The 25582-nt window shown below is 64.6% G+C and carries 25 protein-coding genes; 11 read left to right on the top strand and 14 right to left on the bottom strand.

Translation table 11 applies throughout. From position 1 onward, the window contains the following. Positions 1-10 precede the first annotated feature (10 nt). Positions 11-898, bottom strand: coding sequence for a LysR family transcriptional regulator (locus A3M7_RS0126030; RefSeq protein WP_027546554.1), 888 nt, complete (start codon positions 896-898; stop codon positions 11-13). 198 nt (positions 899-1096) lie between these two features. On the opposite strand from A3M7_RS0126030, the gene A3M7_RS0126025 reads away from it, so the two are divergent. After that, positions 1097-2245: a patatin-like phospholipase family protein gene (locus A3M7_RS0126025; protein WP_027546553.1), complete on the top strand. Its 1149-nt coding sequence runs from the start codon at positions 1097-1099 to the stop codon at positions 2243-2245. Between the two features lie 92 nt (positions 2246-2337). Then, on the top strand, positions 2338-3282 hold the full coding sequence (locus tag A3M7_RS0126020) for an oxygenase MpaB family protein (protein WP_027546552.1): 945 nt from the start codon (positions 2338-2340) through the stop codon (positions 3280-3282). 205 nt (positions 3283-3487) lie between these two features. Here the strand turns inward: A3M7_RS0126020 and glgA are convergent, their stop codons facing one another. Further along, the gene (gene glgA, locus A3M7_RS0126015) at positions 3488-4903 is read right to left on the bottom strand and encodes a glycogen synthase GlgA (protein ID WP_049823687.1); all 1416 of its coding nucleotides are present in this window, start codon (positions 4901-4903) and stop codon (positions 3488-3490) included. A 195-nt stretch (positions 4904-5098) separates the two neighbouring features. On the opposite strand from glgA, the gene A3M7_RS0126010 reads away from it, so the two are divergent. The 3 genes from A3M7_RS0126010 (at position 5099) to A3M7_RS0126000 (ending at position 8698) form a co-directional block, all read left to right on the top strand. Further along, positions 5099-6295 (top strand): CaiB/BaiF CoA-transferase family protein, encoded by a 1197-nt coding sequence (locus A3M7_RS0126010; RefSeq protein WP_027546550.1) that lies wholly within the window; start codon positions 5099-5101, stop codon positions 6293-6295. A gap of 148 nt (positions 6296-6443) precedes the next feature. Continuing rightward, positions 6444-7511: an alcohol dehydrogenase gene (locus tag A3M7_RS0126005; RefSeq protein ID WP_027546549.1), complete on the top strand. Its 1068-nt coding sequence runs from the start codon at positions 6444-6446 to the stop codon at positions 7509-7511. A gap of 107 nt (positions 7512-7618) precedes the next feature. Continuing rightward, complete coding sequence (locus A3M7_RS0126000) at positions 7619-8698, top strand: isocitrate/isopropylmalate dehydrogenase family protein (RefSeq protein ID WP_027546548.1); 1080 nt, start codon at positions 7619-7621, stop codon at positions 8696-8698. Between the two features lie 41 nt (positions 8699-8739). Here the strand turns inward: A3M7_RS0126000 and A3M7_RS0125995 are convergent, their stop codons facing one another. The 5 genes from A3M7_RS0125995 to A3M7_RS0125975 form a co-directional block, all read right to left on the bottom strand. After that, the gene (locus A3M7_RS0125995; protein ID WP_027546547.1) at positions 8740-9024 is read right to left on the bottom strand and encodes a hypothetical protein; all 285 of its coding nucleotides are present in this window, start codon (positions 9022-9024) and stop codon (positions 8740-8742) included. A gap of 105 nt (positions 9025-9129) precedes the next feature. Continuing rightward, on the bottom strand, positions 9130-9945 hold the full coding sequence (locus A3M7_RS0125990; protein ID WP_027546546.1) for an enoyl-CoA hydratase: 816 nt from the start codon (positions 9943-9945) through the stop codon (positions 9130-9132). 127 nt (positions 9946-10072) lie between these two features. Then, positions 10073-11422 carry a murein L,D-transpeptidase gene (locus A3M7_RS0125985; protein ID WP_027546545.1) on the bottom strand — a complete coding sequence of 450 codons (1350 nt, stop codon included), beginning with the start codon at positions 11420-11422 and terminating at the stop codon, positions 10073-10075. A 404-nt stretch (positions 11423-11826) separates the two neighbouring features. Then, positions 11827-12198 carry a helix-turn-helix domain-containing protein gene (locus tag A3M7_RS0125980; protein ID WP_027546544.1) on the bottom strand — a complete coding sequence of 124 codons (372 nt, stop codon included), beginning with the start codon at positions 12196-12198 and terminating at the stop codon, positions 11827-11829. Positions 12199-12227: 29 nt separating this feature from the next. After that, on the bottom strand, positions 12228-13274 hold the full coding sequence (locus A3M7_RS0125975) for a LysR family transcriptional regulator (RefSeq protein ID WP_027546543.1): 1047 nt from the start codon (positions 13272-13274) through the stop codon (positions 12228-12230). A gap of 481 nt (positions 13275-13755) precedes the next feature. Here A3M7_RS0125975 and A3M7_RS0125970 point away from each other — a divergent pair, with 481 nt between their 5' ends. Both A3M7_RS0125970 and A3M7_RS0125965 read left to right on the top strand, forming a co-directional pair. Continuing rightward, on the top strand, positions 13756-14022 hold the full coding sequence (locus A3M7_RS0125970) for a hypothetical protein (protein WP_027546542.1): 267 nt from the start codon (positions 13756-13758) through the stop codon (positions 14020-14022). Between the two features lie 202 nt (positions 14023-14224). Then, the gene (locus tag A3M7_RS0125965; protein WP_027546541.1) at positions 14225-14956 is read left to right on the top strand and encodes a cytochrome c biogenesis CcdA family protein; all 732 of its coding nucleotides are present in this window, start codon (positions 14225-14227) and stop codon (positions 14954-14956) included. A gap of 25 nt (positions 14957-14981) precedes the next feature. Here A3M7_RS0125965 and A3M7_RS0125960 read toward each other — a convergent pair whose 3' ends face one another. The 7 genes from A3M7_RS0125960 to A3M7_RS0125930 form a co-directional block, all read right to left on the bottom strand. Beyond that, a complete protein-coding gene (locus tag A3M7_RS0125960; protein ID WP_049823686.1) occupies positions 14982-15638 on the bottom strand; it encodes an HAD family hydrolase in 657 nt (218 codons plus the stop codon). Positions 15639-15786: 148 nt separating this feature from the next. Continuing rightward, positions 15787-16704, bottom strand: coding sequence for an MBL fold metallo-hydrolase (locus A3M7_RS0125955; RefSeq protein ID WP_027546539.1), 918 nt, complete (start codon positions 16702-16704; stop codon positions 15787-15789). A 92-nt stretch (positions 16705-16796) separates the two neighbouring features. Then, positions 16797-18002 carry an NAD(P)/FAD-dependent oxidoreductase gene (locus tag A3M7_RS0125950; RefSeq protein WP_027546538.1) on the bottom strand — a complete coding sequence of 402 codons (1206 nt, stop codon included), beginning with the start codon at positions 18000-18002 and terminating at the stop codon, positions 16797-16799. Positions 18003-18122: 120 nt separating this feature from the next. Further along, on the bottom strand, positions 18123-18413 hold the full coding sequence (locus tag A3M7_RS0125945; protein ID WP_027546537.1) for a hypothetical protein: 291 nt from the start codon (positions 18411-18413) through the stop codon (positions 18123-18125). 100 nt (positions 18414-18513) lie between these two features. Continuing rightward, on the bottom strand, positions 18514-19452 hold the full coding sequence (locus A3M7_RS0125940) for an AraC family transcriptional regulator (RefSeq protein WP_027546536.1): 939 nt from the start codon (positions 19450-19452) through the stop codon (positions 18514-18516). A 316-nt stretch (positions 19453-19768) separates the two neighbouring features. Beyond that, positions 19769-21226, bottom strand: coding sequence for a sensor histidine kinase (locus A3M7_RS0125935; protein ID WP_049823690.1), 1458 nt, complete (start codon positions 21224-21226; stop codon positions 19769-19771). 353 nt (positions 21227-21579) lie between these two features. After that, positions 21580-21924 (bottom strand): DUF1236 domain-containing protein, encoded by a 345-nt coding sequence (locus tag A3M7_RS0125930; RefSeq protein WP_027546534.1) that lies wholly within the window; start codon positions 21922-21924, stop codon positions 21580-21582. A 139-nt stretch (positions 21925-22063) separates the two neighbouring features. Here A3M7_RS0125930 and A3M7_RS0125925 point away from each other — a divergent pair, with 139 nt between their 5' ends. From A3M7_RS0125925 to A3M7_RS0125910, 4 genes are all read left to right on the top strand, one after another. After that, positions 22064-22297 (top strand): hypothetical protein, encoded by a 234-nt coding sequence (locus A3M7_RS0125925; protein WP_027546533.1) that lies wholly within the window; start codon positions 22064-22066, stop codon positions 22295-22297. Positions 22298-22668: 371 nt separating this feature from the next. Beyond that, on the top strand, positions 22669-23667 hold the full coding sequence (locus A3M7_RS0125920) for a TRAP transporter substrate-binding protein (RefSeq protein ID WP_027546532.1): 999 nt from the start codon (positions 22669-22671) through the stop codon (positions 23665-23667). A gap of 81 nt (positions 23668-23748) precedes the next feature. Further along, entirely contained in the window at positions 23749-24264 is a 516-nt protein-coding gene (locus A3M7_RS0125915) for a TRAP transporter small permease (protein WP_027546531.1), read from the top strand. After that, the gene (locus tag A3M7_RS0125910; RefSeq protein ID WP_027546530.1) at positions 24261-25580 is read left to right on the top strand and encodes a TRAP transporter large permease; all 1320 of its coding nucleotides are present in this window, start codon (positions 24261-24263) and stop codon (positions 25578-25580) included. Before A3M7_RS0125915 ends, A3M7_RS0125910 begins: the two co-directional genes overlap by 4 nt. The last annotated feature ends 2 nt before the right edge of the window (positions 25581-25582 follow it).

Raw genomic sequence — 25582 nt, 5'->3', positions numbered from 1 at the left:
GATCGCAATATTACCCCGCAATCGCCCGCCAGTCCGCACCGCGCAGCATGCGCATCACGGCGTTGGCCACCGCCGTGCGCTGGCGGCCGGCGACGCCATAGAGGCTGACGGTGCGGCGGGCATCGAGGCCGGCGACCGCGGCGCGTTTCAGGCTCTCCGGCACGGGCGAGGTGTGGGGCATCATGGCGATGCCGATATCGGCCTCCACCAGTTCGATCAGGTCGCGTTCGCTCGAAATCTCGTGGCCGTGATCGACATCGATGCCGTGCTCGCGCAGGCTCGCTGCGATGCGCTTGGAATGCTCGCAATAGCTGCGGCCGAGCAATTGTTCCGCTCGCAGGTCGTCCGGCTCGATCGTGTCGTGCTCGGCAAGCCGGTGCTCCCTGCTGACGATGAGATCGAACGCCTCGGTGAACAGCGGCCAGACGTCGAGCCGTTCCCAGGCCTCGTCGATCTCGGCGGCGATGCCGAGCTCGGCCTCGCCCTTCTTCAGGAATTCTGCGACCTCGCGGCTCGTCCCGCGCAGGAAGCGGAATTCGAGCCTGTTGAACTGCCGCCTGATCTCGTTGAGGTGGGGGATGAGCAGCGCCAGGTCGACCGAATGCGTCAGCGCAACGCGGAGCGCGCCGACCTCACCACTTCTAAACGAGGAGGCGAGCGAGCGCGCACCGGCGGCGGCGTCATAGCACTGCTTCAGCAGCGGATGCATGCGCTGGCCGAGCTCGGTCAGTTGCGCCGCCGGCCGTTCGCGGCGGAACAGGTCGCCGCCGAGTTCGGCCTCGAGCTGCTTGATCGCGCGTGTCAGCGAGGGCTGCGTCACGTTGCATTCCTCGGCGGCGCGCGTGAAGTTCAAAAGCTGCGCCACCGCGAGGAAATAGCGGACCTGGTGCATTTCCATGGATCGGCTCCCGGCAGGATCGGCCGGAAATCTAACCGATCGGGACAGGGAATGATATCCTGGCGGCGATAGCGCGTGCGTATGGTTTCGGAAGCCAACCGGCATTTCCAAAACGACCGACAATCGCCGAGAACGGCAGGACGTAACAATGGCCTTACACCTGACGAATGATAACCATAGGCTCGACAGGAGCAAGACATGAACGGCATGCAGGACAACGGGCAACGAAAGAGCATGGACCTGCCGGGTCAGGTCGTCCTCGTGCTTCAGGGCGGCGGCGCGCTCGGCTCCTACCAGGCGGGCGTCTACCAGGCGCTGCACGAGGCCGGTATCGAGCCGGACTGGATCATCGGCACCTCGATCGGCGCCATCAATGCGAGCCTCATTGCGGGCAACGCGCCGGAGCACCGGCTCGCGCGCTTGAGGGAGTTCTGGAAGCGGATGGAGCAGAATCCGGTCTGGAACTGGCGCACTGCGTTTCCCGACTTCAACGAGAAGCTCGCCTATTGGTCGACCGTGACCCACGGCATTCCCGGCTTCTTCCGGCCCAACCCGCTGGCGCATGCCGGGGATTCCTATCCGCTGGGCGCCGATCACGCCGGTTTCTACTCGACCGCGCCGCTGGAGAAGACGCTGAGCGAGCTGGTCGATTTCGATCTCGCCAATCGCTGCGCGCCGCGCCTGACGGTCGGTGCGGCCCATGTCGGCACCAGCGAAATGCGCTATTTCGACAGCCGCGACGGCGAACTGACGGTGAAACATGTCTTGGCCTCGGGCGCATTGCCGCCGGCCTTCCCGGCGGTGCGCATCGACGGCGAGCTTTATTGGGACGGCGGCATCCTCTCGAACACGCCGACGGAAGCGGTGTTCGACGACAATCCACGCAGGGATTCGCTGATCTTCTCTGTGCATCTGTGGAATCCGGTCGGCGCCGAGCCAACCACGATGGCGGAGGTGCTGAACCGGCACAAGGATGTGATGTATTCCAGTCGGATCGCGAGCCAGATCGTCCGCCAGCAGCAGGCCCATCGCCTGCGCCACGTCATCAACCAGCTCGCCGCGCGTCTGCCCGAGAGCGAGCGCAGCGATCCCGTGGTGAGGGAGCTGATGAGCTATGGTTGTCCGACCCGCATGCACGTCGTGCGGCTACTGGCGCCGCAGCTCGACCGCGAGACCCATACCAAGGACATCGACTTCAGCCCGTCAGGCATTACGCGGCGCTGGCATGCGGGCTACGCCCACACGAAGTCCGTGCTCGCACGAAAGCCGTGGATCGGCGAATTCGATCCGCTCGCCGGCGTGGTGCTGCACGAGCATATGGACGAGATGCCGATTGCGGCGGAGTAGGGGCCTTCTCCGTCGTTTGTTTTGGGCCGTGACGATATCGCGAGCGCGCTGTCTGGGCTATTGTCGCGGCGTCTTCGTCGCGAGGCTCGCAATTGGTCGTCGAGAAAGATCTGGAGGCGGCGCTCGATCAGGTCCGCGCTGATGCGGCGGGGCCCGTTGCTGGCGTGTTCGGTCCGTCCTCGGTGACCTGGCAACTCGACCGGGAGGCGGTCATCTTCCTCGGCGCCGGCCGGGCGCTGCTGCTGCAACTGGCGCATCCCTGGGTCGCCGCCGCCATCGCCGAGCACTCCCGGACGTTGGCCGATCCGATCGGCCGCTTCCATCGCACCTTCGACATCGTCTTCGCCATGGTGTTCGGATCGCTCGACCGTGCCTTGCTGTCGTCCCGGCAGCTGCACCGGCGCCACAGCATGATCGTCGGAGAGATCCCCGAGACCGTCGGCCCGTTCGCGGCCGGCTCGCGCTACTGCGCCAACGACATTCCGTCATTGCGCTGGGTGCATGCGACGCTGGTCGAGACTGCCCTGATGGCGCATGACCTCGTTCTGCCGCAGCTCTCGGCGGCGGAGCGCGAGCGCTACTGGGTCGAGAGCCGGACGTTCGGCGCCTTGTTCGGGTTGAGGGCGGACGACCTGCCGGCGGACTGGTCCGGCTTTGCCGCTTACACCGCAGCGATGGCGCAGTCGGAGACATTGACTGTCAGTCCGGCCGCGCGCGAGATCGCGACACAAATCTTCAACGGCGCGCGTCCGTGGTTGCGTCCGCCGCGATGGTATCGCGCGCTCACGGCAAGCCTGCTGCCGGAGCGGTTGCGCGCAGGCTTCGGGTTCGAACTGGACGAGCGCGATATCAGATCCGCCGACAATGCGATGAAATGGATCAGGCGCGTCTATCCGAAATTGCCGGACAGGCTGCGCTATGTCGGTCCCTACCAGGAAGCGCAGGCGCGGCTGCGAGGAGAGTTGCAGCCGGACTGGATAACCCGCTGCCTCAACCGCGCCTGGATCGGACGGCCGCAGATGGACGTGCGCCGCTAAGTAGCGCTCCCGGCGTGTCCCGGACACGCTGCAACGCATGAGCGTTGCAGCGCAGAGCCGGGGCCCGAGAGAAGAGTGAGGCGCGCGCTCTCCCCGCATCGTCATTGCGAGCGCAGCGAAGCAATCCAGACTGTCTCCGCGGAAAGATTCTGGATTGCTTCGCTGCGCTCGCAATGACGGAGTATGTGGAAGCGCCGTCGCTTTCTCACACCGCTGCCAGCTTCCGGTACAGTGCGCTGTAGCTGCCAGCGGAGATGCTCCAGGAGAACGACCGTCCCATGGCGCTGCGGCGCATGGTGTCGAGCTGGTCCTGCGCCATGAAGGCCTCGAAGGCCCGGCGGACGCCGCCGAGGAAGGATTCGTGCGAGGGTCTTGAGAACAAAAAGCCGGTCTCGCCGTCGGTGATGGTCTCGGCCAGGCCGCCGGTCTGGTGCCCGATCGGCAGTGAACCGAAGCGCTGCGCGTACATCTGGCTGAGGCCGCACGGCTCGAAGCGCGACGGCATCAGGGTGAAGTCGCTGCCGGCGAAGATGCGCCGCGCCTGGGCGTCGTTGAATCCGATCGCAACGCCGATGGCGTCGGGGCGGCGGCGATGCGCGTCGATCAGCGCCTGCTCGAGCGCCGGCTCGCCCGAGCCGGTGACCACGATCTGCCCGCCGGCATCGATGATCTCGTCGGCCGCGGACAGCACGAGGTCGATGCCCTTCTGGTGCACGAGGCGCGCGACGATGCCGAACATCGGGCCGCGCGACACCGCAAGCCCGAACTGCTTGCGCACGTAGTCGGCATTGGCCTTCTTGCCGACCCAGTCTCCGGCGCCGAATTGCTGGGCGAGCTGCGCGCAGGAGCGCGGGTCCCAGCTCTCGTCGATGCCGTTGAGGATGCCGGTCAGCTCGGCGGCGTCCGAGCGCAGGCGGAGCAGACCCTCGAGGCCACAGCCGAACTCGGTCGTGGTGATCTCGCGCGCATAGGTGCCGCTGACGGTGGTGAGATGCGAGGCGTAGACCAGCCCGGCCTTGAGGAACGAGACCTGGTCGTAGAATTCGAGGCCGTCGATGTGGAAGGCGCTTTCCGGTGCGCCGATCCGCCGCAGCGAGTCCTTCGGGAAGAGCCCCTGATAGGCGAGGTTGTGAATGGTCAGGATCGACGGCAGCTTGGCGCCGCGCCAGGCGAGATAGGCCGGCACGAGCGAGGCTTGCCAGTCGTTGGCATGGATCAGGTCTGCTGCCCAATTCTTGTCCAGCTTGCCCATGGCCAGCTCAGCGGCTGCCGAGGCAAAGCGCGCGAAGCGGATGTCGTTGTCCGGCCAGTCGCGTCCGGACTCGTCGCCATAGGGATTGCCGGGCCGGTCGTACAGTTGCGAGCACAATAGCACATAGACCGGCAGGCCGTCCTTGGTCGCGGCCCGGCCGAGCGAGCAGGCCGGCATATCCGCAAACGACGGGCAGCGGCCAACGATCTGAATATGCGTGAGTTGCTCGATGATGTCGCGATAGCCGGGCAACATGATCCGGATATCGGCAAAGCGGCGAAGGGCTCTGGGGAGGGCAGCGGAAACGGCTCCAAGTCCGCCGACGCGGACGAAGTCGTCCATCTCTGTCGTAACGAACAAGACCCTCAAGAACAGTTGCCCCTTGCCGATCCAGTTTGCTGCTATGCAAGAACGGGTCCAGTTGCCCCGGAATTCCCAAGCACGCCTGCGGAGCGCCTCCGTTCGGTAAACCCTTTCCTACTCAGCCGCCGCCCTCTACGGTCGAGCGCACAACAACAGAGAACATTGATTGTTCCCAGGATACGCCGAGGAGACGCAGCACGCATGCAGCTAGCAGATAAGCATGAGGGGGCGACGACAAAGGCCTTCGCCGGCCTCAGGGTGCTGGATTTTTCGACCACCATCGCCGGTCCCCACTGCACGCGGATGCTCGCCGACATGGGCGCCGAGGTCATCAAGATCGAGACCGACGGCGGCGAGACGATGCGGACCCGGCCGCCGCTGCGCAAGGGGTGCAGCACCGTATTCGGCCAGCTCAATGTCGGCAAGAAGAGCGTCGTGCTCGACCTCAAGTCCGAGGACGGCACGGAAGCGGTCCGCCGGCTGGCCGCGACCGCCGACATCCTGGTCGAGAACTTCCGCCCCGGCGTGATGCACCGGCTGCGGCTCGACTACGACAGAATACGCCCGGTCAATCCGAAGCTGATCTACTGCTCGATCTCCGGCTACGGCCAGACCGGCCCCTCGGCCGAGCTGCCGGCCTATGCGCCGGTGATCCACGCGGCCTCCGGCTACGACATGGCCCATCTCGCCTACCAGCCCGGCCGCAACCGTCCTGATTATTGCGGCATCTACCACGCCGACGTCGTCACCGGCACCTATGGTTTTGGCGCGATAGTCTCCGCCCTGTATCAGCGCACGGTGACCGGCCTCGGCCAGCACATCGACGTCTCCATGCTGGAGTCGATGCTGACGCTGACGGTGATCGAGTTGCAGAGCTCGCAATTCGCGGTGAAGCCGCCGCCGCGCCCGATGTTCGGGCCGACCGAGACGGCCAATGGCTATGTCATGATCACGGTCGCAAGCGAAAAGACGTTTCAGGGTTTGATGGGCGTGATCGGCCGCCCCGACTGGATCCCCGATCCGCGCTTCGCCACCTACGCCGCGCGCCGCGAGAACTGGGCCGATATGATGGACGGCGTCGAGGCCTGGTCGCGGCAGCTCTCGACGGAGGCATGCCTCGTCGCGCTTGGTGAGGCCGGCGTGCCGGCCTCGGCCTATCGCACCGTGTCAGAGGCGCTGGCCGATCCGCAGCTCGCGCATCGGCAGGCGCTCTCGTCGGTGGAAGATGAGGGCGGTTCGTTCCAGGTTCTCAACCTGCCGTTCCGGATGTCGGGTGCCGACACGACGCCGGCCAGGACGATGGCCGCGCTCGGCGAGCACACGGATGCGCTGCGCGAGGAGATTGGCCTCGCCGATGATGCGTCAATTCCGTCAGGCAAAACGGCCGTGCAAGGGTGACGGCGGGCTCGGTGCGGCGAGCAATGCGGCCTTGCGCGCGGCCGGCTTGCCACCATTGGCCGGCGTAAACTAGACAGGTGCGCGTTTGTCTCGCCTCGCCGACCATGGCATGGTGGCGCGACAACAAGAAGCATGCGGGAGGACGCCGATGAAGAGTTTCAAGGTCGCCGATTTTAAGGCGCCGTTGCAGGAGTTCGACGAGGCCACGCCGCAGCCGCAGGGCACGCAGGTGCTGATCAAGGTGAAGGCCGCCGGCGTCTGCCACAGCGACCTGCACATCTGGGAAGGCGGTTACGATCTCGGCCATGGCCGCAAGCCGCTGTCGCTGAAGGACCGCGGCATCAATCTGCCGCTGACCATGGGCCACGAGACGGTCGGTGAAATCCTGGCTTTCGGTCCTGACGTGAAGCCGACCGATCAGGGCGACCTCAAGCTCGGCGATGTCGGCCTGGTCTATCCCTGGATCGGCTGCGGCAAGTGCGCGACCTGCCTTGGCGGCGACGAGAACATGTGCCTGACGCCGCGCTCGCTCGGCGTTTATTGCGACGGCGGCTATTCCGACCACATGCTGGTGCCGCATCCGCGCTACCTTCTCAATCTCAAAGGCCTCGATCCCGCTTCGGCCGCGCCCTATGCCTGCTCGGGCGTCACCACCTACAGCGCGCTGAAGAAGGTCGAGCAGCACTTCGATGCACCGATCGTGATGTTCGGCGCCGGCGGCCTCGGCCTGATGGCGCTGTCGCTGCTGAAAGCCATGGGCGGCAAGGGCGCGATCATGGTCGACATCGACGCCAGGAAGCGCGAGGCCGCGGAAAAGGCCGGCGCGCTTGCGACCGTCGATCCCAAGGCGCCGGACGCGCTGGAGCAACTTGCGAAGAAGGCGGGCGGACCGATCCGCGCCGTGATCGACCTCGTCGGCAATGCCGCGACGACGCAGCTCGGCTTCGACTGCCTGACCAAGGGCGGCAAGCTCGTCATCGTCGGCCTGTTCGGCGGCGGCGCGACCTGGGCGCTGCCGCTGATTCCGATCAAGGCGGTGACAATCCAGGGCAGCTATGTCGGCAATTTGCGCGAGACGCAGGAATTGCTCGACCTCGTGCGGACGAAGAACGTGCCGCCGATCCCGGTGACGCGTCAGCCGCTCGCCAAGGCCAACGACGCGCTGGTTCAGTTGCAGCAGGGCGCGGTTGTCGGACGCACCGTGCTGACGCCGTAGTGACTTCCGTCATTCCGGGGCGCCCGAAGGGCGAACCCGGAATCTCGAACTTCCGGGTTCGGTCCTTTCGGACCGCCCCGGAATGACTCATCCTTTAGGAACCCCCCATGTCCGCAAACAACGCCTTCCACATTGCCGTGCTCGCCGGTGACGGCATCGGCCCTGAAGTCATGGCGCCGGCGATCGAGGTGCTGCGCAAGATCGAACAGAAATCGGATTTGCGCTTCCGCTTCACCGAGGCGCCGGCCGGTGCCAACAATTATCTCGCCACCGGCAAGTCGATGCCCGAGAGCACGATCAAGCTGTGCGAGGAGGCGGATGCGATCCTGCTCGGGGCCTGCGGCCTGCCGTCGGTGCGCTACCCCGATAACACCGAGATCGCGCCGCAGATCGAACTGCGCTTCATCTTCGATCTCTATGCCGGCGTGCGGCCGGCGCGGCTCATTCCGGGCGTGCCGAGCCCGATCGTCGGCGCCGACACGCGCGGCATCGATCTCGTCGTGATCCGCGAATCCACCGAGGGCCTGTTCGCCTCGATGGGCAAGGGTGTCGTCACCCATGAGGATGCGCGCGAGACCATGGTGATCACGCGCCGGACCTCCGAGCGCCTGTTCGAATTCTCGTTTCGCCTCGCCGAACGCCGCAAGGCGCGCGGCAAGCCGGGAATGCTCACCTGCGTCGACAAGGCGAACGTGTTCAAGGCCTTTGCTTTCTTCCGCGGCATCTTCGACGAGATCGAGAAGAAGCATCCGGAGGTGAAGACCGACCGGCTCTATGTCGATGCCTGCTCGGCGATGCTGGTGAAGCGACCCTGGGATTTCGACGTGATGGTGATGGAGAACATGTTCGGCGACATCGTCTCCGACATCACCGCGAGCCTGATCGGCGGCCTCGGCATGGCGCCGTCGGCCGACATCGGCGACAAATACGCCGTGTTCCAGCCCTGCCACGGCACCGCGCCCGACATCATGGGGCAGGGCAAGGCCAATCCGACCGGCATGATCCTGTCGGCCGCGATGATGCTGGACTGGCTCGCCGACAAGCACGGCGTCGAGAGCGCGGCAGAAGCCGGCGAGACGATCGAACGCGCGGTGGACCAGGTCTATGCCGGCGGCATCAAGCCGATGGAGTTCGGCGGCAGCAACGGCACGGCCGACATCACGAAAGCGGTGCTGGGGGCGCTGTAGTCAGATGCAAAAAGAGAAGGGGCCTCGCGCCCCTTCGTCGTTCACCAGCGGTGCCAGTGGCGGTGACCCCAGCCCCATGGGCGCGGGCCGCCATAGTACCGGCGCGGGCCACCGTAATAGCCGTAGGCGCCATAATAGTTCGGGCGCCACCAGCAGCGGCCCCACTGATTACAGACCATGCGCACCTGATCGACGTCAGCGGCCGGACCGCTTGCGACGCGATCGGCCTGCGGAATGCCGTTCGGCATCGCCGCGAGCGCTGGCCCTGACGCGAGCGCGGCGCTGCCCAGGGCAGCCAGACCAAGAACAGCAAACTTGAGTTTCATCGCAATCTCCCTCGTTGGTGGCGGAAGAACTTGCGACGGATCAGTTGGTTGCTATCGCGGCGCAGGGGCCAGAGGAATTTAATCTTCCTGAATGTCGGTTCAGATTCACCGCCCCGAAAACTGCGGCTTGCGCTTCTCCATGAAGGCCTGCCGGCCCTCGCGAAAATCCGCAGAGTCCATGCAGGCATGGCCGATCGCCTTGATCGCGTCCATGTCGCGTCCGCTTTCGTCCTTCAGAACCTGCGCGATGGTGATCTTGGCGGCCTTGATCGCGAGCGGGGCGTTCTGCGAGATCGTCTTGGCGATCGCCATGGTCTCGCCCCAGAGTTGATCATCCGGGATCACGCGTTCGACGAGGCCAATGCGCAGCGCTTCCGCGGAATCGATGCGCATGCCCGTGTACATCAGCAGCCGCGCCCAGGACGGGCCGACCAGCGACACCAGGTGCCGCAATCCGTCGTAGCCATAGGCGATGCCGAGCCTTGCTGCGGGAATGCCGAACTGGCTGTCATGCGCGGCGATGCGGATGTCGGCGAGCATCGCGACCTGCATGCCGCCGCCGAGACAGAAGCCCTGGATGCAGGCGATCGTCGGCTTGGGATAGTCGGCGAGCAGCGCGCGCTGGGCGGCGCTGCGCTTGGCATATTCCTCGGACGCCGCCGCGTTATGGCGCGTCTTCTCGAACTGGCTGATGTCGGCGCCGGATACGAACGCCTTGCCGCCGGCGCCGCGCAGGATCACGACGCGCACCGCGTCGTCGTCGCGCAAGGCCGTCAGTGCCTCGCCAAATCCCTCCCACATCTCCAGCGACATCGCATTGCGCTTGTCGGGATTGTTGAAGGTGATCACGCCGACGCCGTCAGCGGCGTGCTTGAGGATCTTGCCGTCGGCGAAAGGAGTTTCATTGGAAATGTCGGGCATCGCGCGCTCGCTTGTCATTTGCGAGGCGCAATGTGCTGCCGGGCCGTGGTCCGGGTCAACCGCGGCGAGGCGAGGGGCTCCGCATCCGCCTGTGCCGCGATTGCATGGCGCGGCGACTGCGCCAGTCCTAGCGCGTCATGTGCGCGGTCAGCGGATGGCTGCCGGCATTGCTGAAGAACGCCGCCTCTTCCGCGGTCGCCTCCAGCAACTGCTCGTCCTGGTTATAGACGTCGTTGCGGAACTGGACGGTCTGGTCCTTGGTCATCCACCCCGTGAGATAGATCCAGGCCACCGGCACCTTGCTGGCCATGGCGACGTCGAGGTGCTGACCGCTGGCGATCTCCGCGTCGATCGCGGCGCGGCTCCACTTCGGCTGGTCCTTGAGCAGCCAGGCGGCGAGATCGCGCACATTGTCGACACGCGAGCAGCCGTGGGAATCGAAACGGTAGTCGTCGCTGAACAGATTGCGCTGGTTGGTGTCGTGCATGTAGACCGAATAGGCGTTCGGCATGTCGATCTTCACCGCGCCGAGCGCGTTGAAGGTGCCGTTGTGCTGGCGCACGGTGAAGTTCGGCGTATGCGTGCCCGACCAGTCGACCGAATGCGGATCGATCGGATTGTCGTGGGCGTCGAGCACCTCCATGTGCATGCGCGACAGGTAGGTCGGGTCCTTGCGCATATGCGCGGAGATTTCGGTCTTGGCGATCGAGGACGGCACCGTCCAGGTCGGATTGAGGACGACGCTGGTGATCTGGGCCGTCAGTGTCGGCGAGGGTTTTTCGGTCTTGCCCACGATGACGCGATAGCGCCGCACCACGACGTCGTTCTCGACCGCTTCGGCGAAGGCCGCGGGGATGTTGACCACGACATAGCGCTGGCCGAAGCCGAAATTCATGTTCTCGAGCCGCTGGAGCGAAGCCTCCAGCTGCCGGATGCGCTTCTGCACGGAGACGTTCATCGCCGCGAGCGTGCGCGGCGTCATCATGCCGGTCGGCGCCAGCCCGTGGCGGGCCTGGAAACGCTTCACCGCGTCCGCGAGATCCTGGTCGAAGGCGCCGCTCGCCTTGTCGGCGGAAAGGTCGCCGGAGATGATCAGCCGCTTGCGCAGCAGCTCGTCGCTGGCACCCTGGACGCCGAGCGCGAATTTGGCGTCCGCCGGGATCGTCGGCCAGCCGCCGCGCACCGCGAGATCGGAATAGCTGAGCGCCGCGTCCCTGATGCGCTGGGCGGAGCCCTCGTCATAGGTCGGCTCGTGCGTCATCGCGAGCGCCGCGGCCGAGCGGCTTTCCGGCGTTGAGGCCGACGTCGACGCGGCGGTTTTCGGCACGGCCGCATGGGCCGGATTGGCGGCGGCCGGCACGGTGCCGCCCGATGTTGCCGGCTTGGGGCCGGCCTGGCCCGTGGTCTCGGTCTGCGCGAGCGCGGAAGCGCTGGCGAAGAGGCCCATGGCAATGATCACGGCATGGCGCGTCGACATCTGTCTTGTTCTTCCCCTGAGGACGAGGCCCGGACGGGCGCTCGCATTGGCAATTTCCCGGTCGCAGTGCCGCGGGCGCCGATTGGCAAAATCGGCGGGAAGCTAGGGCCTCAATGTTGAGGTCCCATTAAGCACGGCAGTCGAAAACCCCGCGCGTCCAATGCGGAGCCTCCCGATTGGGTCGCGGCAGGGTGGGGATGGGTTCGCAAAAACCGCGGGTTGGGGCAGGGAAAGAGCCCAAGAAAAAGGGGCGGTCAGGCCGCCCCGAGAAACGAAGGCCGCGCGCACGGCGCGCAGGCCAAGTCTGATCAAGGAGATCCGATCCGGCAGGTCTCGTTCAATCCGGCCGCGCCCCGTGACGCGGTGGATTGAACGTCGGCCGTAAAGGCCAGACCGTCGATAGATCAGGCTTCGTTGGCCGCGATCGATTCCATCAGCGAAACGAGCTGACGCTGCACCGTCTGGTCCTTGATCTTGCTGTAGGCGCGCAGCAGGCGGAGGCTGAAAGCCGAATCGAGGAAGAGCAGGCTCTCGACTTCGCGCGCCTTGTTGTCGCCGTCGTAGAAGAAGGTCACGGGCACGTCGAGGGCGGAGGCGATCTGCTGAAGCCGAGCCGCGCCGACGCGATTGACGCCCTTCTCGTACTTCTGAACCTGCTGGAAGCTGACGCCGAGCTTCTCGCCCAGCTCGGCCTGCGAGATCTTCATCTCGACGCGGCGCAGACGGATCCGCTTGCCAAGCTCGATGTCCGGCTTGCCGGCACTGCGCTGCTTCATTCTTTTCGCCGCTGTTTTCATGTTCGTTCTCACCGTTCTTCGGTTGAAAATCCCCCGAAGAGCTGGGTCAGGGGTTCGCCCATATACGAGTCCTTGAATTCATGCGGGTGCACGAACTCTTCCTTAAACCACGGGAAGCGAGCCGGATTGAAGGCTTCGATCAGCCAGTCAATCATGTGCCGTACGCGCGGAATCCGGCCGCTACCGGGATGGTAGGACAACCAGATATCCAGCGGTCTGTTCAGCTCGACCTCCAGTGGAATCAACTTCCCGCCAAGCGCAACGGCGTAGCTCGGGAATACTCCGATTCCGGCGCCATTCGCGACAGCCCAGTAGTTGGCGCTTGAGACGTTGGTCTTCATGACCAGAAGGTCACGTTCCGAAACGCCCGGGAAGAAGCTCTCGAAAGTTTCCTTGGCGGCGAGCTGGTCGGCGAATTGCAGCACCAGGCGGTGCTTGATCAATTCCATTGCCGAGCGCGGTGCGCCATGTTTTTCGATGTATTTCTCGGAGGCCCAGAACATCAGATGCATGCGGCCGAGCCGCACCAGCTTGACGTCGAGCGCGGAGGGACGCGACAGGTGAATCGCGACGTCAGCCTCGTGGCGGGAGACGTCTGCGGAACGCATCGCGCAGTGCAGGTCGACCAGAATCTTCGGATAGGCCTGCTGGAATTCGACCAGGCGCGGGGCGAGCCAGAACGTCCCGAGGCCCTCGGTCACGGCGACGCGGACCTCGCCGGACAGGACGTTGGCCGTCGAATCGCTGGTACGCAGCACGTCGAACGCAGCTGCCTCCATTCGTTCGACGGCGGCGACCACGACCGTGCCCTCGTCAGTCAGGTGGGTGCCGTGGACGTCGCGGGTGAAAAGGGTGGTGCCGGTCTGGCGCTCGAAATCGTCGATCCGCCGGCGGACGGCGTTGATCGACAGCGACAGGCGTTCGGCCGCCGAGCGAAAACTTCCACACCGGACGACTTCAAGGAAAATGCGGGCGGCATCCCAATCCGAGAGGCCGCTGAGATTTGTCTTTGGGCGTTCTTCCAATGGAACGCCCCTTTCCGCCAAGGAGTGCATACAATTCCCTTCAGGTCGTTAAAGTGGCAGAATCTGGCGCAAACCACAACCACGGCGGGTTGCGGGGTGACGAGTTTTGAACGTCATCCTTACTACCCGTGGGTGGTATCCGAGTGCGGCCAAGATCTGGGAATCGGGCAGTATTTCGCCCGAGTGAGGGGTGTCGCGTGAGTTCCGTTGCGAGCCGCGAAATGGCTGCGGGATTGTCGGCGCTGTCCGCAATGGATCTCCTTGCGAGAGCGGCGTTGCCGCCCTCCGGGACGGATCAGTCGCAGCGCATCGTGCGTTCTACCCTTCGTTATTTCGACAATGACCAATGGCGTAGCGGGGCGATGTTCGCCGGAACCGCAGTTTCAACGCAGAAACACACTGAAATCATGTTCAGAGGCGCAACGGCCTCGTGCTATCCTTGGTTCTCCATGGGGGCCAAAGGGGTCGTCACAAACACGTCTCACAGGCCGAATTAACGGAAAGAACGCCGGTGTCGCATTCAGACGAACAGTTGCAGTCGGTGCTGGAAACGCTCGAGGAGTGCCGCAGGGTGCTCAACGAGTGCAACAACCGTGAGTCGGCCGAGCTGCTGTCCATCGTCATCCTGGACGTGCGGATGAAACTCAAAGGAATTGACAGTGCCGATCTCAAGGCATTGTGCGACGAAATGCTGCGGAGCGCTGCCAGCGAACCGCACCCCCCCTCCAAGCAGACGCAGGACCAGCCCCGGCGTCCGCTGCTCCGCGTGGTGAAGTAGCCGCGCCGCCGAGTCTCGCTTTTTGGCGAGATTTGTGCGCGTCCCGATGCCGCATCTGTGATTGCGGACGGCATCGGGAGGAGCCTGGTTTTGTGCGCCTCTGTTGCGCATTTTCCGGCATCGGCTACACCAGAGCCGGTGCTCCGGGCCGCGCGCATTTCCCGCGCGCCGCGCCGGCGCCTGAGATGGCTCCGACTGCATCATGCAAAATGTTTCGATCCCGGCGGCCCTGATTGCCGGCCTCGTCAGCTTCCTCTCCCCTTGTGTCCTGCCGCTGGTCCCGCCCTACCTGATCTATCTCACGGGCGCGACGATCGAGCATGTCGAGAGCGACGAGCCGGCATCGGCCTCCAAGCGCGCGATCATGATGTCGGCGCTTCTGTTCGTGCTCGGCTTCTCCACCGTGTTCGTGGCGCTCGGCGCCAGCGCCTCGCTGATCGGCGGGCTGATCCGGGCCTGGTCGGCGGAGCTGTCGATCCTCGCCGGCCTCGTCATCATCGTGATGGGCCTGCACTTCCTCGGCCTGACGCGCATCGGCCTCTTGATGCGGGAGGGCCGGTTGCCGATCCCGAAGCCGGTCGGCCTGTGGGGCGCCTATATCATGGGCCTCGCCTTCGCCTTCGGCTGGACGCCCTGCATCGGCCCGATCCTCGCTGCGATCCTCTCGATCGCCGCAGCCGAAGCCACGGTGACCAAGGGCGCAGGGCTGCTCGCGGTCTATTCCGCGGGCCTCGGCATTCCCTTCCTGATCGCTGCCCTGATGATCGAGCAGTTCTCAGCGCTGTTCGCGCGCATGAAGGGCCAACTCGTCAATGTCGAGCGCGCCATGGGCGTGTTGATGGTGATCACCGGCATCGGCTTTCTCACCGGCGCGGTCTCGAATGTGAGCATCTGGCTGCTCGAGACGTTTCCGGCGTTGCAGACGATCGGGTAGGTCGTGTGGAATGGGAGTGCCGCAATCATTCCATGCGCAGCAACGCCGGAAGGTGGCTCATTCGATCAAAGAGGTCGCCGCAGACGGCTGCTAACTCTCGCTCGATTTCCGGATCACCTCCGGTAAAACCGAGGACCCTCATTCCTGCGGCCTTTGCTGCGTGAATCCCGGACAGCGAGTCCTCGACAACGACGCAACGTGAGGGGTGGGCGCCCAATGTTTGCGCAGCGTGCAGAAACAGGCCGGGGTCCGGCTTCCACGAACCAACCTCATACGCACTGAAGATGCGTCCTTCGAAGTGCCCCAGCAGTTTGGTCAATCCGAGCGCATGCGTGAGTTTCGGCATAGGTCCGTTGGACGCCACGCAAACCGGAACGGCGATTTCAGCCAACGCTGCATGGATTCCTTCGACCGGCTTCAGTTCGGCATCAAAAGCCAGCGCGGTTGCTCGCCGAACGTCGGCGACGAAAGTGTCTCGGACGCTGCGGCCTAACCGGCGCTCTATTTCGCGCACGCATTCCGTCATCTTCAACCCTCGGAACGAACGAATCGCGTCTTCCAGGCTGATCGCTACGCCTTCCTCGGATGCTGTCCGGACCAGGACGGTCAGCGCAATGATCTCACTATCGACCAGGACGCCGTCCGAATCGAAGATGACGAGTTCGGGACTTGCACAGGTCATCCTTGCGATGCTCCAGGCACATGGTTCATTGGAGCTTCTCGCTATATCCGGGTCGGTGGACGGAGGCCATACCGGGCTGATTGAATCAGGGCGCGTGCTCATCAACAGCATGAGCACGCGCCCCGGTTCGGCCTAACTCGATTGGCGATCAGTAGTCCCAGAACACGGGCACCCAGCGGAAGGCATCGCCGTTGACCGCCACGCGGCCGACCGACGGGAACGGCAAATGCGTGGCGACCAGCATCTCGCCGGTTTCGGCAAGCTGTCGCAGGAGGTGGATACGAACGCGCGCCGCCTCCTCGGGATCGTGCTCGAAGCCGTTGTACCATTCGGGTTGTTCGAACCCGACGGCGAACACGGCATCGCCGGCGAAGGTCAACGCGTCGCCGCCGGACGCTATGCGGACCACGCTATGTCCGGGGGTGTGACCGCCGGTGCGACGGGCGATGACGCCAGGCGCAATCTCGTGCGTCTCATCGAACTGCCGCAACTGGCTGCCGTACTCGCTCACGAACCGCTTAGCGGTCGCGCGAAGCGCGTCCGGGAAGCCCTGCGGCATGTTGGTGTGCGAGAAATCGGGCGCCTCCCAGAACTTGACCTCAGCGGCCGCCACGTGGATGCGCAGATCCTTGCGCAGTCGCTGCTTCACGCCATCGATGAGCAGCCCGCCAATGTGGTCCATGTGCAGATGGGTCAGCACCAGGTCGGTCACGGACGCCAGATCGATGCCGGCGGCCTCCAGTCGCTTGATCAACTGTCCGGCCCGCGGCAGGTGCAAGTTCGGGTCGGACCCCAGTCCGGCGTCGATGAGGATGGTCTTGTCGCCGCTGCGGACCATGACCGCGTTCAGCGCCCAGTCGAAAGCATCCTGTGGCAGGAACATGTCGTGCAGCCAGGCCTCACGTTCGGCCGGGGCGGCATTGTGGGCCAGCATGGTGGTTGGCAGCGGCAGCACGCCGTCGCTGACCACCAGCACGTCGATCTCGCCGACCTTCAGCGCGTAGCGCGACGGAACGAGCTCTTCTGGGCCCGATGACACGGGATATGAGGTGTTGTGCAGGTTCATGTTGGTCTCCTGTTTCCTGATAAGGCTCCTGGCTGGTCTTGGTTGAGCGCGCCGCGTAGCCAGGAGAACGCGGCCGTCATCGCCTCGTGCGTCTAGAGGTCGGTCACGCGTTCCGGATCGGCCGACGCGAGCGCCGCGGCGCGCTCGGCGCAGGGCGGGTAGATCCAGACGGTATTGATCTCCTGCTTGGTCTTCTTGGCGACGTCGCCGACCATCTCGACCTTGCGCTCCCAGCCGCGCGTGAACAGCGCGCCGGCTTCGCCGAGGTCGAGGCAGGTGACGTAGGCCTTCTGGTGATACGGCCTGGTCGGAACGCCCAGCAGTTCGGCGGTGGCATTGTTGCCGGCAAAGGCGCCCATGCGCGTGGCGTGCTGGCATGACATCAGCGCGTAATTGCCCTCGTCGTCGCAAGCGGCCCGCGCAGCATCGCCGGTGGCGAAGACGCCGGCGACGGCAGGCACGCGCAGATCGCGATCCACCAGCAGCCGGCCGAAACTGTCGCGCTCGGCGGGAATCTGCGCCGTCAATGGCGCGGCGCGGATGCCGGCCGCCCAGACCACCGTCTCGGTTTCGATGTGTTCGCCGGTCGATAGCGTCACGCCGGATTTGTCGAGCGAGGCGACGCCGGCCCCGAGCCGGGTCTCCACGCCGAGCTTGCGCAGCGCGTCCTCGATGAGCGGGCGGGCGCCTTCGCCCATGTCGGGCGCGATCGCGCCGTTGCGCTCGACGATGATCACGCGCGCCCTGGAATCCTTGCCGAAGATGTCGCGCAGGCGCGCGGGCAGCTCGGTTGCCGCCTCGATGCCGGTGAAGCCGCCGCCGGCGACGACGACCGTGTCGCGTCCGGTCACGGCCGGCCGGTCGGCGAGACCGTGCAGATGCCTGTCGAGCGCGATGGCGTCATCGAGCGAATCGACACTGAAGCCGTGCTCGGCAAGGCCTGGAATGTTGGGACGGAACAGCCGGCTGCCGGTGGCGACCACCAGGCGGTCGTAGGACAGGGTCTTTCGCGTGCCCTTGGGAGTGGCGACCTGCACCATCTGCGCCTTGGTGTCGATCGTCTCGGCGCTACCTTGGATGTAGTCGACGTCGATCGCCTTGAGGACGTCGAGCAGCGGTGCCGTCAGGGTTTCCGGCTTCGGCTCGTAGAGCCGCGGGCGGACCACCAACGTCGGCTCCGGCGCGATCAGGGCGATTTCGAGATCGTCAGGCGAAGCGCCGTGGATGTCGCGCAGGCGGGCTGCGGAGAGGGCGGCGTACATGCCGGCGAAGCCGGAGCCAATGATGAGCAGTCGCATGTGGTTTAACTCCTGGGTTTGGTTCGCTCGGGGCGCGCGCGCCTTCGCCGCCGCTGGTGTCGGCAGAGCCTGTTGTGACCGGCGATGACGCGAAGAGGTGAAACGGAGGCCGCGGGACCGTTACGGCGCGGCGCAATTCGGCAGTGAGGACAGCAGCGCGGGGCCTTCACATGCCGCCTGGCAGCTTCTCGAGCCCGATGGCCAGCTGCGCAGAGCCACGGGCACCATGGGTTTCCTCAGCCAGGTCTGATTGATCAGGATCGACGTCGCGGGACTGGCGCTTTGCGCAGCCCGTACCGGCGCTTCTTCGGCTGTCGGCGAGGTGAAACGCACGCTCAGAGAGAGTCCGTACATCAGCGCCGTCGCGATGGCTTTCCGTCGCGGTGCGATTGCAAGGTGTTTCCAGTCCATCGTTGGTCTCCGTCCGCGTCGTGCTACGATGCCAAGATGTTTAGCGAACCAGATATCCGACTGCCCCAGAGCGATTGCCGTCCCTGTCGAGAGATTGCTGCTAACGCATGCGCCTGCGCCAATCGCTCGGCGTTTCTCCCATCAGCTTCTTGAACGCTGCGGCGAAGGCGGTCTGCGAGGAATAGCCGAGCGCCGCGGCGATCGAGACCACCGATTCGTCGCTGTCGCGCAGCATGTTCATGGCCTGCTCGAGCCGGTGCTGGCGCAGCCAGGCATGCGGCGAGAGCCCGGTGCTTTCCTTGAAGGCGCGGCAGAAGTGAAAGCGCGAGAGGCCGGCATCGGAAGCCAGCGCATCGAGCGAGACGTCCGCATCGCTGTCCGAGCGCAACCGTTCGATCGCACGGAGCAGGACCTTCGGCGACAGCCCACCCATGGTCGGTTGGAGCGTGGTTGGCGAACCCGTGTGGGCGACCAGCAGGCGGGTGGCCAGAAGATCTGTCAGCTGATGACGGAACAACGTATCCAGGGCTCCGTTGCCCCCCAGCGCTTCCGCTGCGCTCAAGAGCAGTCTGGACGTAATGGGATCGGGATGCGCCGTCCGCTCCAGCAGGTCGGCCTGTTTGGTGGTCCCGGCTTCGTCGGCAACGCGCTTCAGCGTTGCATTCGGAAGATACAGCTGGACCACATCGACAGGCTTCGGAATATCCCATCGGGAGCTCGATCCTTCCGGAATGATGATCACGACTCCGGGACGAAACGTGCCGATCGCAACCGACTTTCCTGACCGCCGCTCCATGCGCTGCATTACGCCGTTGTACGCCATGATCACATGGTGGCTCATGGGCTCCACGACGTCGTGCAATGGATCATGTTTCCAGTGGGCGATGCCGGCGCCGGATGAGTCCAATGCCATGCGTGTCGGTTCGGTCCTGAGCACCCGCGCCATCTCCGCATCCGCGGCGCGCCGCTCGTGCGCCGCGCCATCGTCGGGCTGTTCGGCAGGTACGGGTGGCGGGCTCCTGTGCGAGGGATTGCGCATGAGTGCAGTGTTCCCGGTCATTGTGTGGGTTCTCCTGATTGCCTCTGGCTTCAAATCAGGGCCCGTATTTGTACGGGTCGGCGCGTGTTCTATGTGCGCGAGGGCATGGCGTCTTTCCTGAAGCGGCCATGCTTTGTCCGATCCTGCTCCGGGCAGGCGCGCGTTTTCGGAAACGCACGACGGACGGCGCCGGGTTGTCGAGGTCTTGAACGGAGATCTTGTGAAAGACGCTTTATGCCAAAAAATGCGGCAGGCCGTCACATGGCTATCGCTCTAACGAGCAAGTCCGGCATGGGTGATGATCATCCGGTTGGATTCACCGCGCCTCGTCCAGCGTGCAGGTCACCGTGCAGACCACGCCGCGCGGCAGAAAATCGACGGTTGCCTCGCCGCCGAGCTGGTCGCGGGCGCTGCGCTCGATCAGGCGCGAGCCGAAGCCACGCCGCACCGGCTCCGTCACCGGCGGTCCGCCGATCTCGGTCCAGATCAGCCGCAGCCGCGGCTTCGGTGTGTCGGCGATGACCTCCCACTCCAGCGTCACCCGGCCGGTCTCGTTGGACAGCGCGCCATATTTTGCGGCGTTGGTGGCGATCTCGTGCACGATCATCGACAGCACCACGGCAAGCCGCGGCGACAGCGGCACCGCGGGACCGTTCATCCGGATGCGCTCGGGCGCGTTGGGCAGGAACGGCTGGACCGCGCGCGCGATCACATCCTTCAGTTCTGAGCCGGCCCATTTCTCCTGGCTGAGCAGATTGTGCGCCTCGGCGAGCGCGCCGAGGCGGCCCTCGAACTTGGCCCGCTCCTCGCGGCTCGCGCTGCGGAAGGTCTGCACCGCGATCGCCTGCATCAAGGCCAGCGTGTTCTTGACGCGGTGGTTGAGCTCCTCGATCAGCAGATCGTGCAGCATCTCGCCGCGCGCGATCGTCGTCGCCATGCGGACCGCAAAGGTGAGGCCGGTCAGCAGCAGGATGCCGCCGATCAGGCTGGTGATGGCGATGTTGCGCCAGAGCGGGGCGATCAGCGAACTCTCGGCGACGCCGGCAGCCACGGTCCAGCCGGTCAGCCCGGAACGGGTGTAGGCGGCGGCGAGCGCAACGCCGTCGAGCGACACGGTCGGAAGCGCCGCCTCGTTGCTGCGGAACATCTCGGTGTAAAGCGACGGCGAAGCGCGCTTGCCGAATGTCTCGCTGGGGTTCGGCGCGCGCGCGAACACGATGCCCTTGGCATCGAGCAGGCTTACCGTCCATTGCCGGTCCGGGCGCTGCTTCTCCACCAGATCCTGAAAGATGCTGACCGGCGGGCTGAAGCACAGGTCGTAGATCACCTCGCCGTTGCGAAGCACCGGCACCTCGACGGTGAGAACCTGTCGCCCATTGAGCGGGCCGGTGAACAGGTCGGAATATTGCGGCACCCTGGTCGCAAACACCTTCTCGACGATCTCCAGATTGCCGCGCGGCGGCAGGTTCGCGGTGTCCTCCGTCGTCGAGGAGAACAGCAGCCGGCCCTTGCGGTCGGAGATCAGCACCAGGCCGCCCTTGCCATACTGCTCGAGGAAGCCGAGCGCGATGCGGCGAAAGGTCGGGAAGTCGTCGTTCCGCAGCGAGTTCGTCAGCGCGAGCACCTGCAAGCCGCCGGTCATCCGCTGCACCTCGGAATCCAGCACCAGGCGCATGCTGCGCACGTTCTCCAGCACGCGGCGGGTCGCGTCGCTGCGGTCCTGCTGGTAGTTGTAGACGGCGATGCCAACGGCGAAGACGATCAGCGGCAACATCGTTCCCGTGACCAGGAGAGCGAGCCGGACCGGCAGGGTGAACTTTGACAAACGCGGTCGTCCCGATTCCAGCGCGACGGCGCCGGCTTATGATTTTGTCAGACCATACGGTCAGGACTTGCGCTGCGCCATGATTTTTGCATTCAGCGAGCAGAGCAGAGCAGAGAAGGGAATCGTTGCAACGCGGTCGCGGGGTGTCTGCGCTTCAGGTCATGCCGATTGCGGCCAGCAACAGGCATATGGCGTAGATGGCCGCCAGGCTGACACCGGCGATCCGGGCCTCTCGATGCGATTTCATCGTCAACTCCGGGAGGGTGGCCGTCCTTGAGGCGGCCCCCCTCCGTCACCTCCTATCAGTCGATTTCCTGAACGACCGTTCGGGAGCCCGGATCCACCAACATCACGCGCTCGCCGGAATAGACGTAGCGGTACTTGGTGAGCGAGGGTCCCCAGTCGGCAGGAACTGCCTCGAGCTCGACGTCGCTCGGCACCGTCGCGCCGACGATGATCTTCTCCTTCGTCGTCACGGGACGAACGCGATGTTCGGTGACGTAGGATTTGATCCTGGTTCGGTACTCCGGCTCGATCTGAACGACGGCCGCGTGCCCGGTTCCGGTGGTCGTCACCACGGTGGACTGCGCGAACGCGCCGGTCGAGATCATCACCGCCGCGGCGGAAAGCAGAAACAGCTTCTTCATCTTGTCCTCCTCGCTGGAATAAGTGCGGCGTCAACACCTCACTGTGGACGGCGTTCCTCCTGCTTAGGAACGAATTGCCGTTTCTTCCCGTTGGTGAGCCTGCCGGGCTGGAAACGTCCGGCGATTGGAGGAGGATAAAATGAAGCTGAAGATCGCATCTGCAGCATTGATGCTTGCTGCATTGTCCCTGCCGGCGTTCGCGGCCGACGAGTTCTATGTCGTCCAGGACGTCAAGACGAAGAAGTGCACAATCGTCGACAAGAAGCCGATGGACACGTCCGTGACCGTCGTCAGCCCGTCGGGCATGGTCTACAAGTCGCGCACCGAAGCCGAGAGCGGGATGAAGACCGTCAAGGTCTGCACGTCAAACTGAGGAGGACGACAAATGCCAGTCCTTATTTTGTGGGCCGTGCCGGCTGTGTTGGTGATCGGTGGCGGCATTTATTTGATTGGTCACATGCACTAGGTCTGCGGCGGAAGGCGTGCGGATCTCTGCGTGCAGCGCACGGGGTCCGCAAGTCTTCCGTCTCCTGGGGGATTGGGGGCCGTCCATGCGACCTGCCGCGTGCGCGAGTTGCAGTGCAACAGGTCGCGCAGGAGTGGCCCTGCGACGAAGAGTACCTCCAGCTCATCCGAATTGGCTTCCGTCCCGCCGTCGTTTTTCATACCCTCCCCGAACGCTGGCCGTATGCCGGCCGCGCTCACGCTCCGGTTACAGGGGCGGAGCAACAAGGGAGGGAGACGATGAAGCGAAGATCATTTCTCGCTGGTATCGGTGCGACCACTGCGGCGGCTACGATTGGCATGCCGTCGATCCTCAAGGCGCAAGCGCCGATCACGCTGAACGGCGCAGTCCAGTTCAACGACGACCACGCCTTCAACCGGGCACTGATCCGGTTCGAAGAGCTGGTCAAGAAGTACTACGGCAAGCCCGTCAACTTCACCCTGCACAGGAACTCCTCGCTCGGCCTCGAGAAGCAGTATTTCGAGTACATGTCGCAGGGCAAAGCGGTCGATTACGGCATCGTCTCGCCGGCTCACATGTCGACCTTCGCCAAGGCGGCTCCGTTCATCGACGCGCCCTTCGTGTTCAAGGGCATTGAGCACATGAACAAGGTCGTCGAAGCCAATATCCTGGCGCCGATCGCCGACGAGGTCGCGGCGAAAGCCGAGGTCGTCCTGATCGGTTATTCCGGCGGCGGCATCCGCAACATCTTCGCCAACAAGCCGCTCAGGAATCTCGCCGATCTCAAGGGCCTCAAGGTTCGCGTGCAGGGCGCGCCGATCTGGTCGAAGACCTTTGCGGCCGTCGGCATGAGCCCGACGGTGATCGCCTATAACGAAATCTACAACGCGATCCAGAACGGCGTGATCTCGGCCGGCGAAAACGAGGCCGCCGGCGTCGAGGCGATGAAGTTCTACGAGGTGGCGCCGCATCTCAACCTGACCCAGCACGCCGTGTCGATCCGGCCGATCTGCTTCTCGGTGAAGACGCTGAAGACGTTGCCGAAGGATCTGCAGGACGCGATCATGAAGGCCGGCAAGGAGGCCGGCGACTACGGCCGTCAGCTCGAGTCGAGCGAAGAGGTGGTCAAGCTCGACACGCTCGAGAAGGCCGGCAAGCTCAAGCGCGTTCCCTTCGAGGAGCGGGACGCCATGAAGAAACGCGCCGACCCCGTGATGGCGACCTACGCCAAGGAAATCGGCGCCGAGGGAATCTTCGAGAAGATCAACGTCGCCTGACCGCTCCATGTCGACCGACGGAATATCGGGGCAAGCCTTGCGGCTTGCCCCTTTGGTGATGATTGCCACCGCGGAGATACAATGACCGAAATACCTGTTGCGGCGATCCCGTCGCTATGGCGCCGAGCGACGGCGGCCTACGCGAAATTGCTCGAAATCCTGCTCGCAGCCTGTGTCGGCATTCTCGTGATCCCGGTGACGCTGCAGATCATATCGCGCTACACCCCGCTCATTCCCTCCTACATCTGGACGGAGGAGATGGCGCGCTTCCTGTTCGTCTGGACGATCATGATCGGCGCCATGGTCGGAATCCGGGAGTCCCAGCATTTCGAAGTCGACGTCTGGCCCGATCTGTCGCGGCGGTCGGAGGCTCTGGTGCGAATCCTCGCCCGTCTCGGCGTGCTGGCGCTTGCATTTGTGTTTGTGTGGGCCGGTCTCGAATTCACACGGTTCGCCTGGAACAGGACGTCGGAGTTGGCTGATCTGCCGCTCTGGCTGATCCACGTCGCCTGGCCGGTGGCCGGCGTGACGTGGATCGTGTTTGCGGGTGAGCAGATACTTGATGAAATGCGGATTCTGGTTGGGGCGAAGCAATGACGGGGAATGTTCTTTCTGCCGGACAGGCCGCGGCGGTTCTGTTCGGGGTTTTCATCGGCCTGCTCGTCATTCGCGTGCCGGTCGCCTTCGCGCTTGGCCTTGCCTGCGTGCCGATCCTGCTGATCGAGCCGCATCTGTCGCTGATGACGCTCGCGCAGGAAACCTTCAACGCCTACAATTCGTTCATCCTGCTGGCGGTGCCGTTCTTTCTGTTGACCGCTAATCTGATGAGTATCGGCGGCATCACCGACCGGCTGGTCGCGCTGTCGCGATCGATGGTCGGACACTGGCCGGGATCGCTGGCGCAGATCAACGTCGTGCTCTCGGTGTTCTTCGCCGGCATCTCCGGCTCCTCGACTGCCGATGCGGCGAGCCAGTCGAAGATCTTCATCGATGCCCAGACCAAGGAGGGTTACGACCTCTCGTTCTCCATCGCGATCACGGCTGTATCGGCGGTGCTGGCAGTCATCATCCCGCCGTCGATCCTGATGATCGTGTGGGGCGGGCTGATCTCGACCTCGATCGCCGCGATGTATCTGGCCGGCATCGTCCCAGGCCTCCTGATTGCCGGAGCCCAGATGGCGACCGTGCATGTCTACGCCGTGCGGCGAGGCTATCCGACCTATCCGAAGGATAGCTGGCGGGACATGTGCTGCGCGATCTGGCGGTCGATACCGGCGCTGACGACGCCGTTCATCATCGTCGGCGGCATCCTGCTCGGATGGTTCACCGCGACCGAATCCGCCTGCGTTGCGGTGCTCTATTCCGTGGCGTTGTCGGCGTTCTTCTATCGCGAGACCGGTTGGCGCGAACTGTATGGGGCCCTGCTTGATACGGGACGCCTTGCCGGCGTTGCGTTGTTCTGCGTCGGCACCGCGAGCGCGTTCGGCTGGTTGCTGGCCTACTACAAGATTCCGCAGGAGCTTTTGGCCAACGTCTCGACCTGGGGCATGGGACCGATTGCAGCCGGCTTCTTCATTGCATTCTGCTTCCTGGTCGTGGGCTGCTTTCTCGACGCCATTCCGGCGATCGTGATCGTGGGCACCGTGCTGGAGCCGTTGGCCAAGTCCGTCGATCTGCACCCCGTCCAGTTCGCGATCGTCTCGATCGTGTCGCTGGCGTTCGGGCTGGTGACGCCGCCTTACGGATTGTGCCTGATGATCGCCTGCGCGGTTGCGGGAGTGCGGCTGCGCTATGCGCTAAAGGACACCGCGATCATGCTGGTGCCGATGCTGGTCGTGCTGGCGGCCCTCATCGTGTGGCCGGAGGTGTCGCTGTTCCTGCCGCGCCTGATCGTGCCGGAGATGCTGAAGTGAAC

This window comes from Bradyrhizobium sp. WSM2254 (assembly GCF_000472645.1).
GTDB classification, from domain to species: Bacteria; Pseudomonadota; Alphaproteobacteria; order Rhizobiales; family Xanthobacteraceae; genus Bradyrhizobium; species Bradyrhizobium niftali.
Note: the sequence above shows the minus strand (reverse complement) of the source record. Positions and strands in the feature narration are given on the sequence as shown.

What these genes read in the sequence shown, in the direction of transcription:
- A3M7_RS0125960 (WP_049823686.1), bottom strand. Translation starts at nt 15,638, where the DNA reads ATGACCTGTGCAAGTCCCGAACTCGTCATCTTCGATTCGGACGGCGTC.
- A3M7_RS0125940 (WP_027546536.1), bottom strand. Translation starts at nt 19,452, where the DNA reads ATGCGCAATCCCTCGCACAGGAGCCCGCCACCCGTACCTGCCGAACAG.
- A3M7_RS0125955 (WP_027546539.1), bottom strand. Translation starts at nt 16,704, where the DNA reads ATGAACCTGCACAACACCTCATATCCCGTGTCATCGGGCCCAGAAGAG.
- A3M7_RS0126030 (WP_027546554.1), bottom strand. Translation starts at nt 898, where the DNA reads ATGGAAATGCACCAGGTCCGCTATTTCCTCGCGGTGGCGCAGCTTTTG.
- A3M7_RS0125935 (WP_049823690.1), bottom strand. Translation starts at nt 21,226, where the DNA reads ATGTTGCCGCTGATCGTCTTCGCCGTTGGCATCGCCGTCTACAACTAC.
- A3M7_RS0125910 (WP_027546530.1), top strand. Translation starts at nt 24,261, where the DNA reads ATGACGGGGAATGTTCTTTCTGCCGGACAGGCCGCGGCGGTTCTGTTC.
- A3M7_RS0125945 (WP_027546537.1), bottom strand. Translation starts at nt 18,413, where the DNA reads ATGGACTGGAAACACCTTGCAATCGCACCGCGACGGAAAGCCATCGCG.
- A3M7_RS0125925 (WP_027546533.1), top strand. Translation starts at nt 22,064, where the DNA reads ATGAAGCTGAAGATCGCATCTGCAGCATTGATGCTTGCTGCATTGTCC.
- A3M7_RS0125990 (WP_027546546.1), bottom strand. Translation starts at nt 9,945, where the DNA reads ATGCCCGACATTTCCAATGAAACTCCTTTCGCCGACGGCAAGATCCTC.
- A3M7_RS0126005 (WP_027546549.1), top strand. Translation starts at nt 6,444, where the DNA reads ATGAAGAGTTTCAAGGTCGCCGATTTTAAGGCGCCGTTGCAGGAGTTC.
- A3M7_RS0125985 (WP_027546545.1), bottom strand. Translation starts at nt 11,422, where the DNA reads ATGTCGACGCGCCATGCCGTGATCATTGCCATGGGCCTCTTCGCCAGC.
- A3M7_RS0125930 (WP_027546534.1), bottom strand. Translation starts at nt 21,924, where the DNA reads ATGAAGAAGCTGTTTCTGCTTTCCGCCGCGGCGGTGATGATCTCGACC.
- A3M7_RS0126000 (WP_027546548.1), top strand. Translation starts at nt 7,619, where the DNA reads ATGTCCGCAAACAACGCCTTCCACATTGCCGTGCTCGCCGGTGACGGC.
- A3M7_RS0125975 (WP_027546543.1), bottom strand. Translation starts at nt 13,274, where the DNA reads ATGCACTCCTTGGCGGAAAGGGGCGTTCCATTGGAAGAACGCCCAAAG.
- A3M7_RS0126010 (WP_027546550.1), top strand. Translation starts at nt 5,099, where the DNA reads ATGCAGCTAGCAGATAAGCATGAGGGGGCGACGACAAAGGCCTTCGCC.
- A3M7_RS0125950 (WP_027546538.1), bottom strand. Translation starts at nt 18,002, where the DNA reads ATGCGACTGCTCATCATTGGCTCCGGCTTCGCCGGCATGTACGCCGCC.
- A3M7_RS0126025 (WP_027546553.1), top strand. Translation starts at nt 1,097, where the DNA reads ATGAACGGCATGCAGGACAACGGGCAACGAAAGAGCATGGACCTGCCG.
- A3M7_RS0125965 (WP_027546541.1), top strand. Translation starts at nt 14,225, where the DNA reads ATGCAAAATGTTTCGATCCCGGCGGCCCTGATTGCCGGCCTCGTCAGC.
- A3M7_RS0125920 (WP_027546532.1), top strand. Translation starts at nt 22,669, where the DNA reads ATGAAGCGAAGATCATTTCTCGCTGGTATCGGTGCGACCACTGCGGCG.
- A3M7_RS0125915 (WP_027546531.1), top strand. Translation starts at nt 23,749, where the DNA reads ATGACCGAAATACCTGTTGCGGCGATCCCGTCGCTATGGCGCCGAGCG.
- A3M7_RS0125995 (WP_027546547.1), bottom strand. Translation starts at nt 9,024, where the DNA reads ATGAAACTCAAGTTTGCTGTTCTTGGTCTGGCTGCCCTGGGCAGCGCC.
- A3M7_RS0125980 (WP_027546544.1), bottom strand. Translation starts at nt 12,198, where the DNA reads ATGAAGCAGCGCAGTGCCGGCAAGCCGGACATCGAGCTTGGCAAGCGG.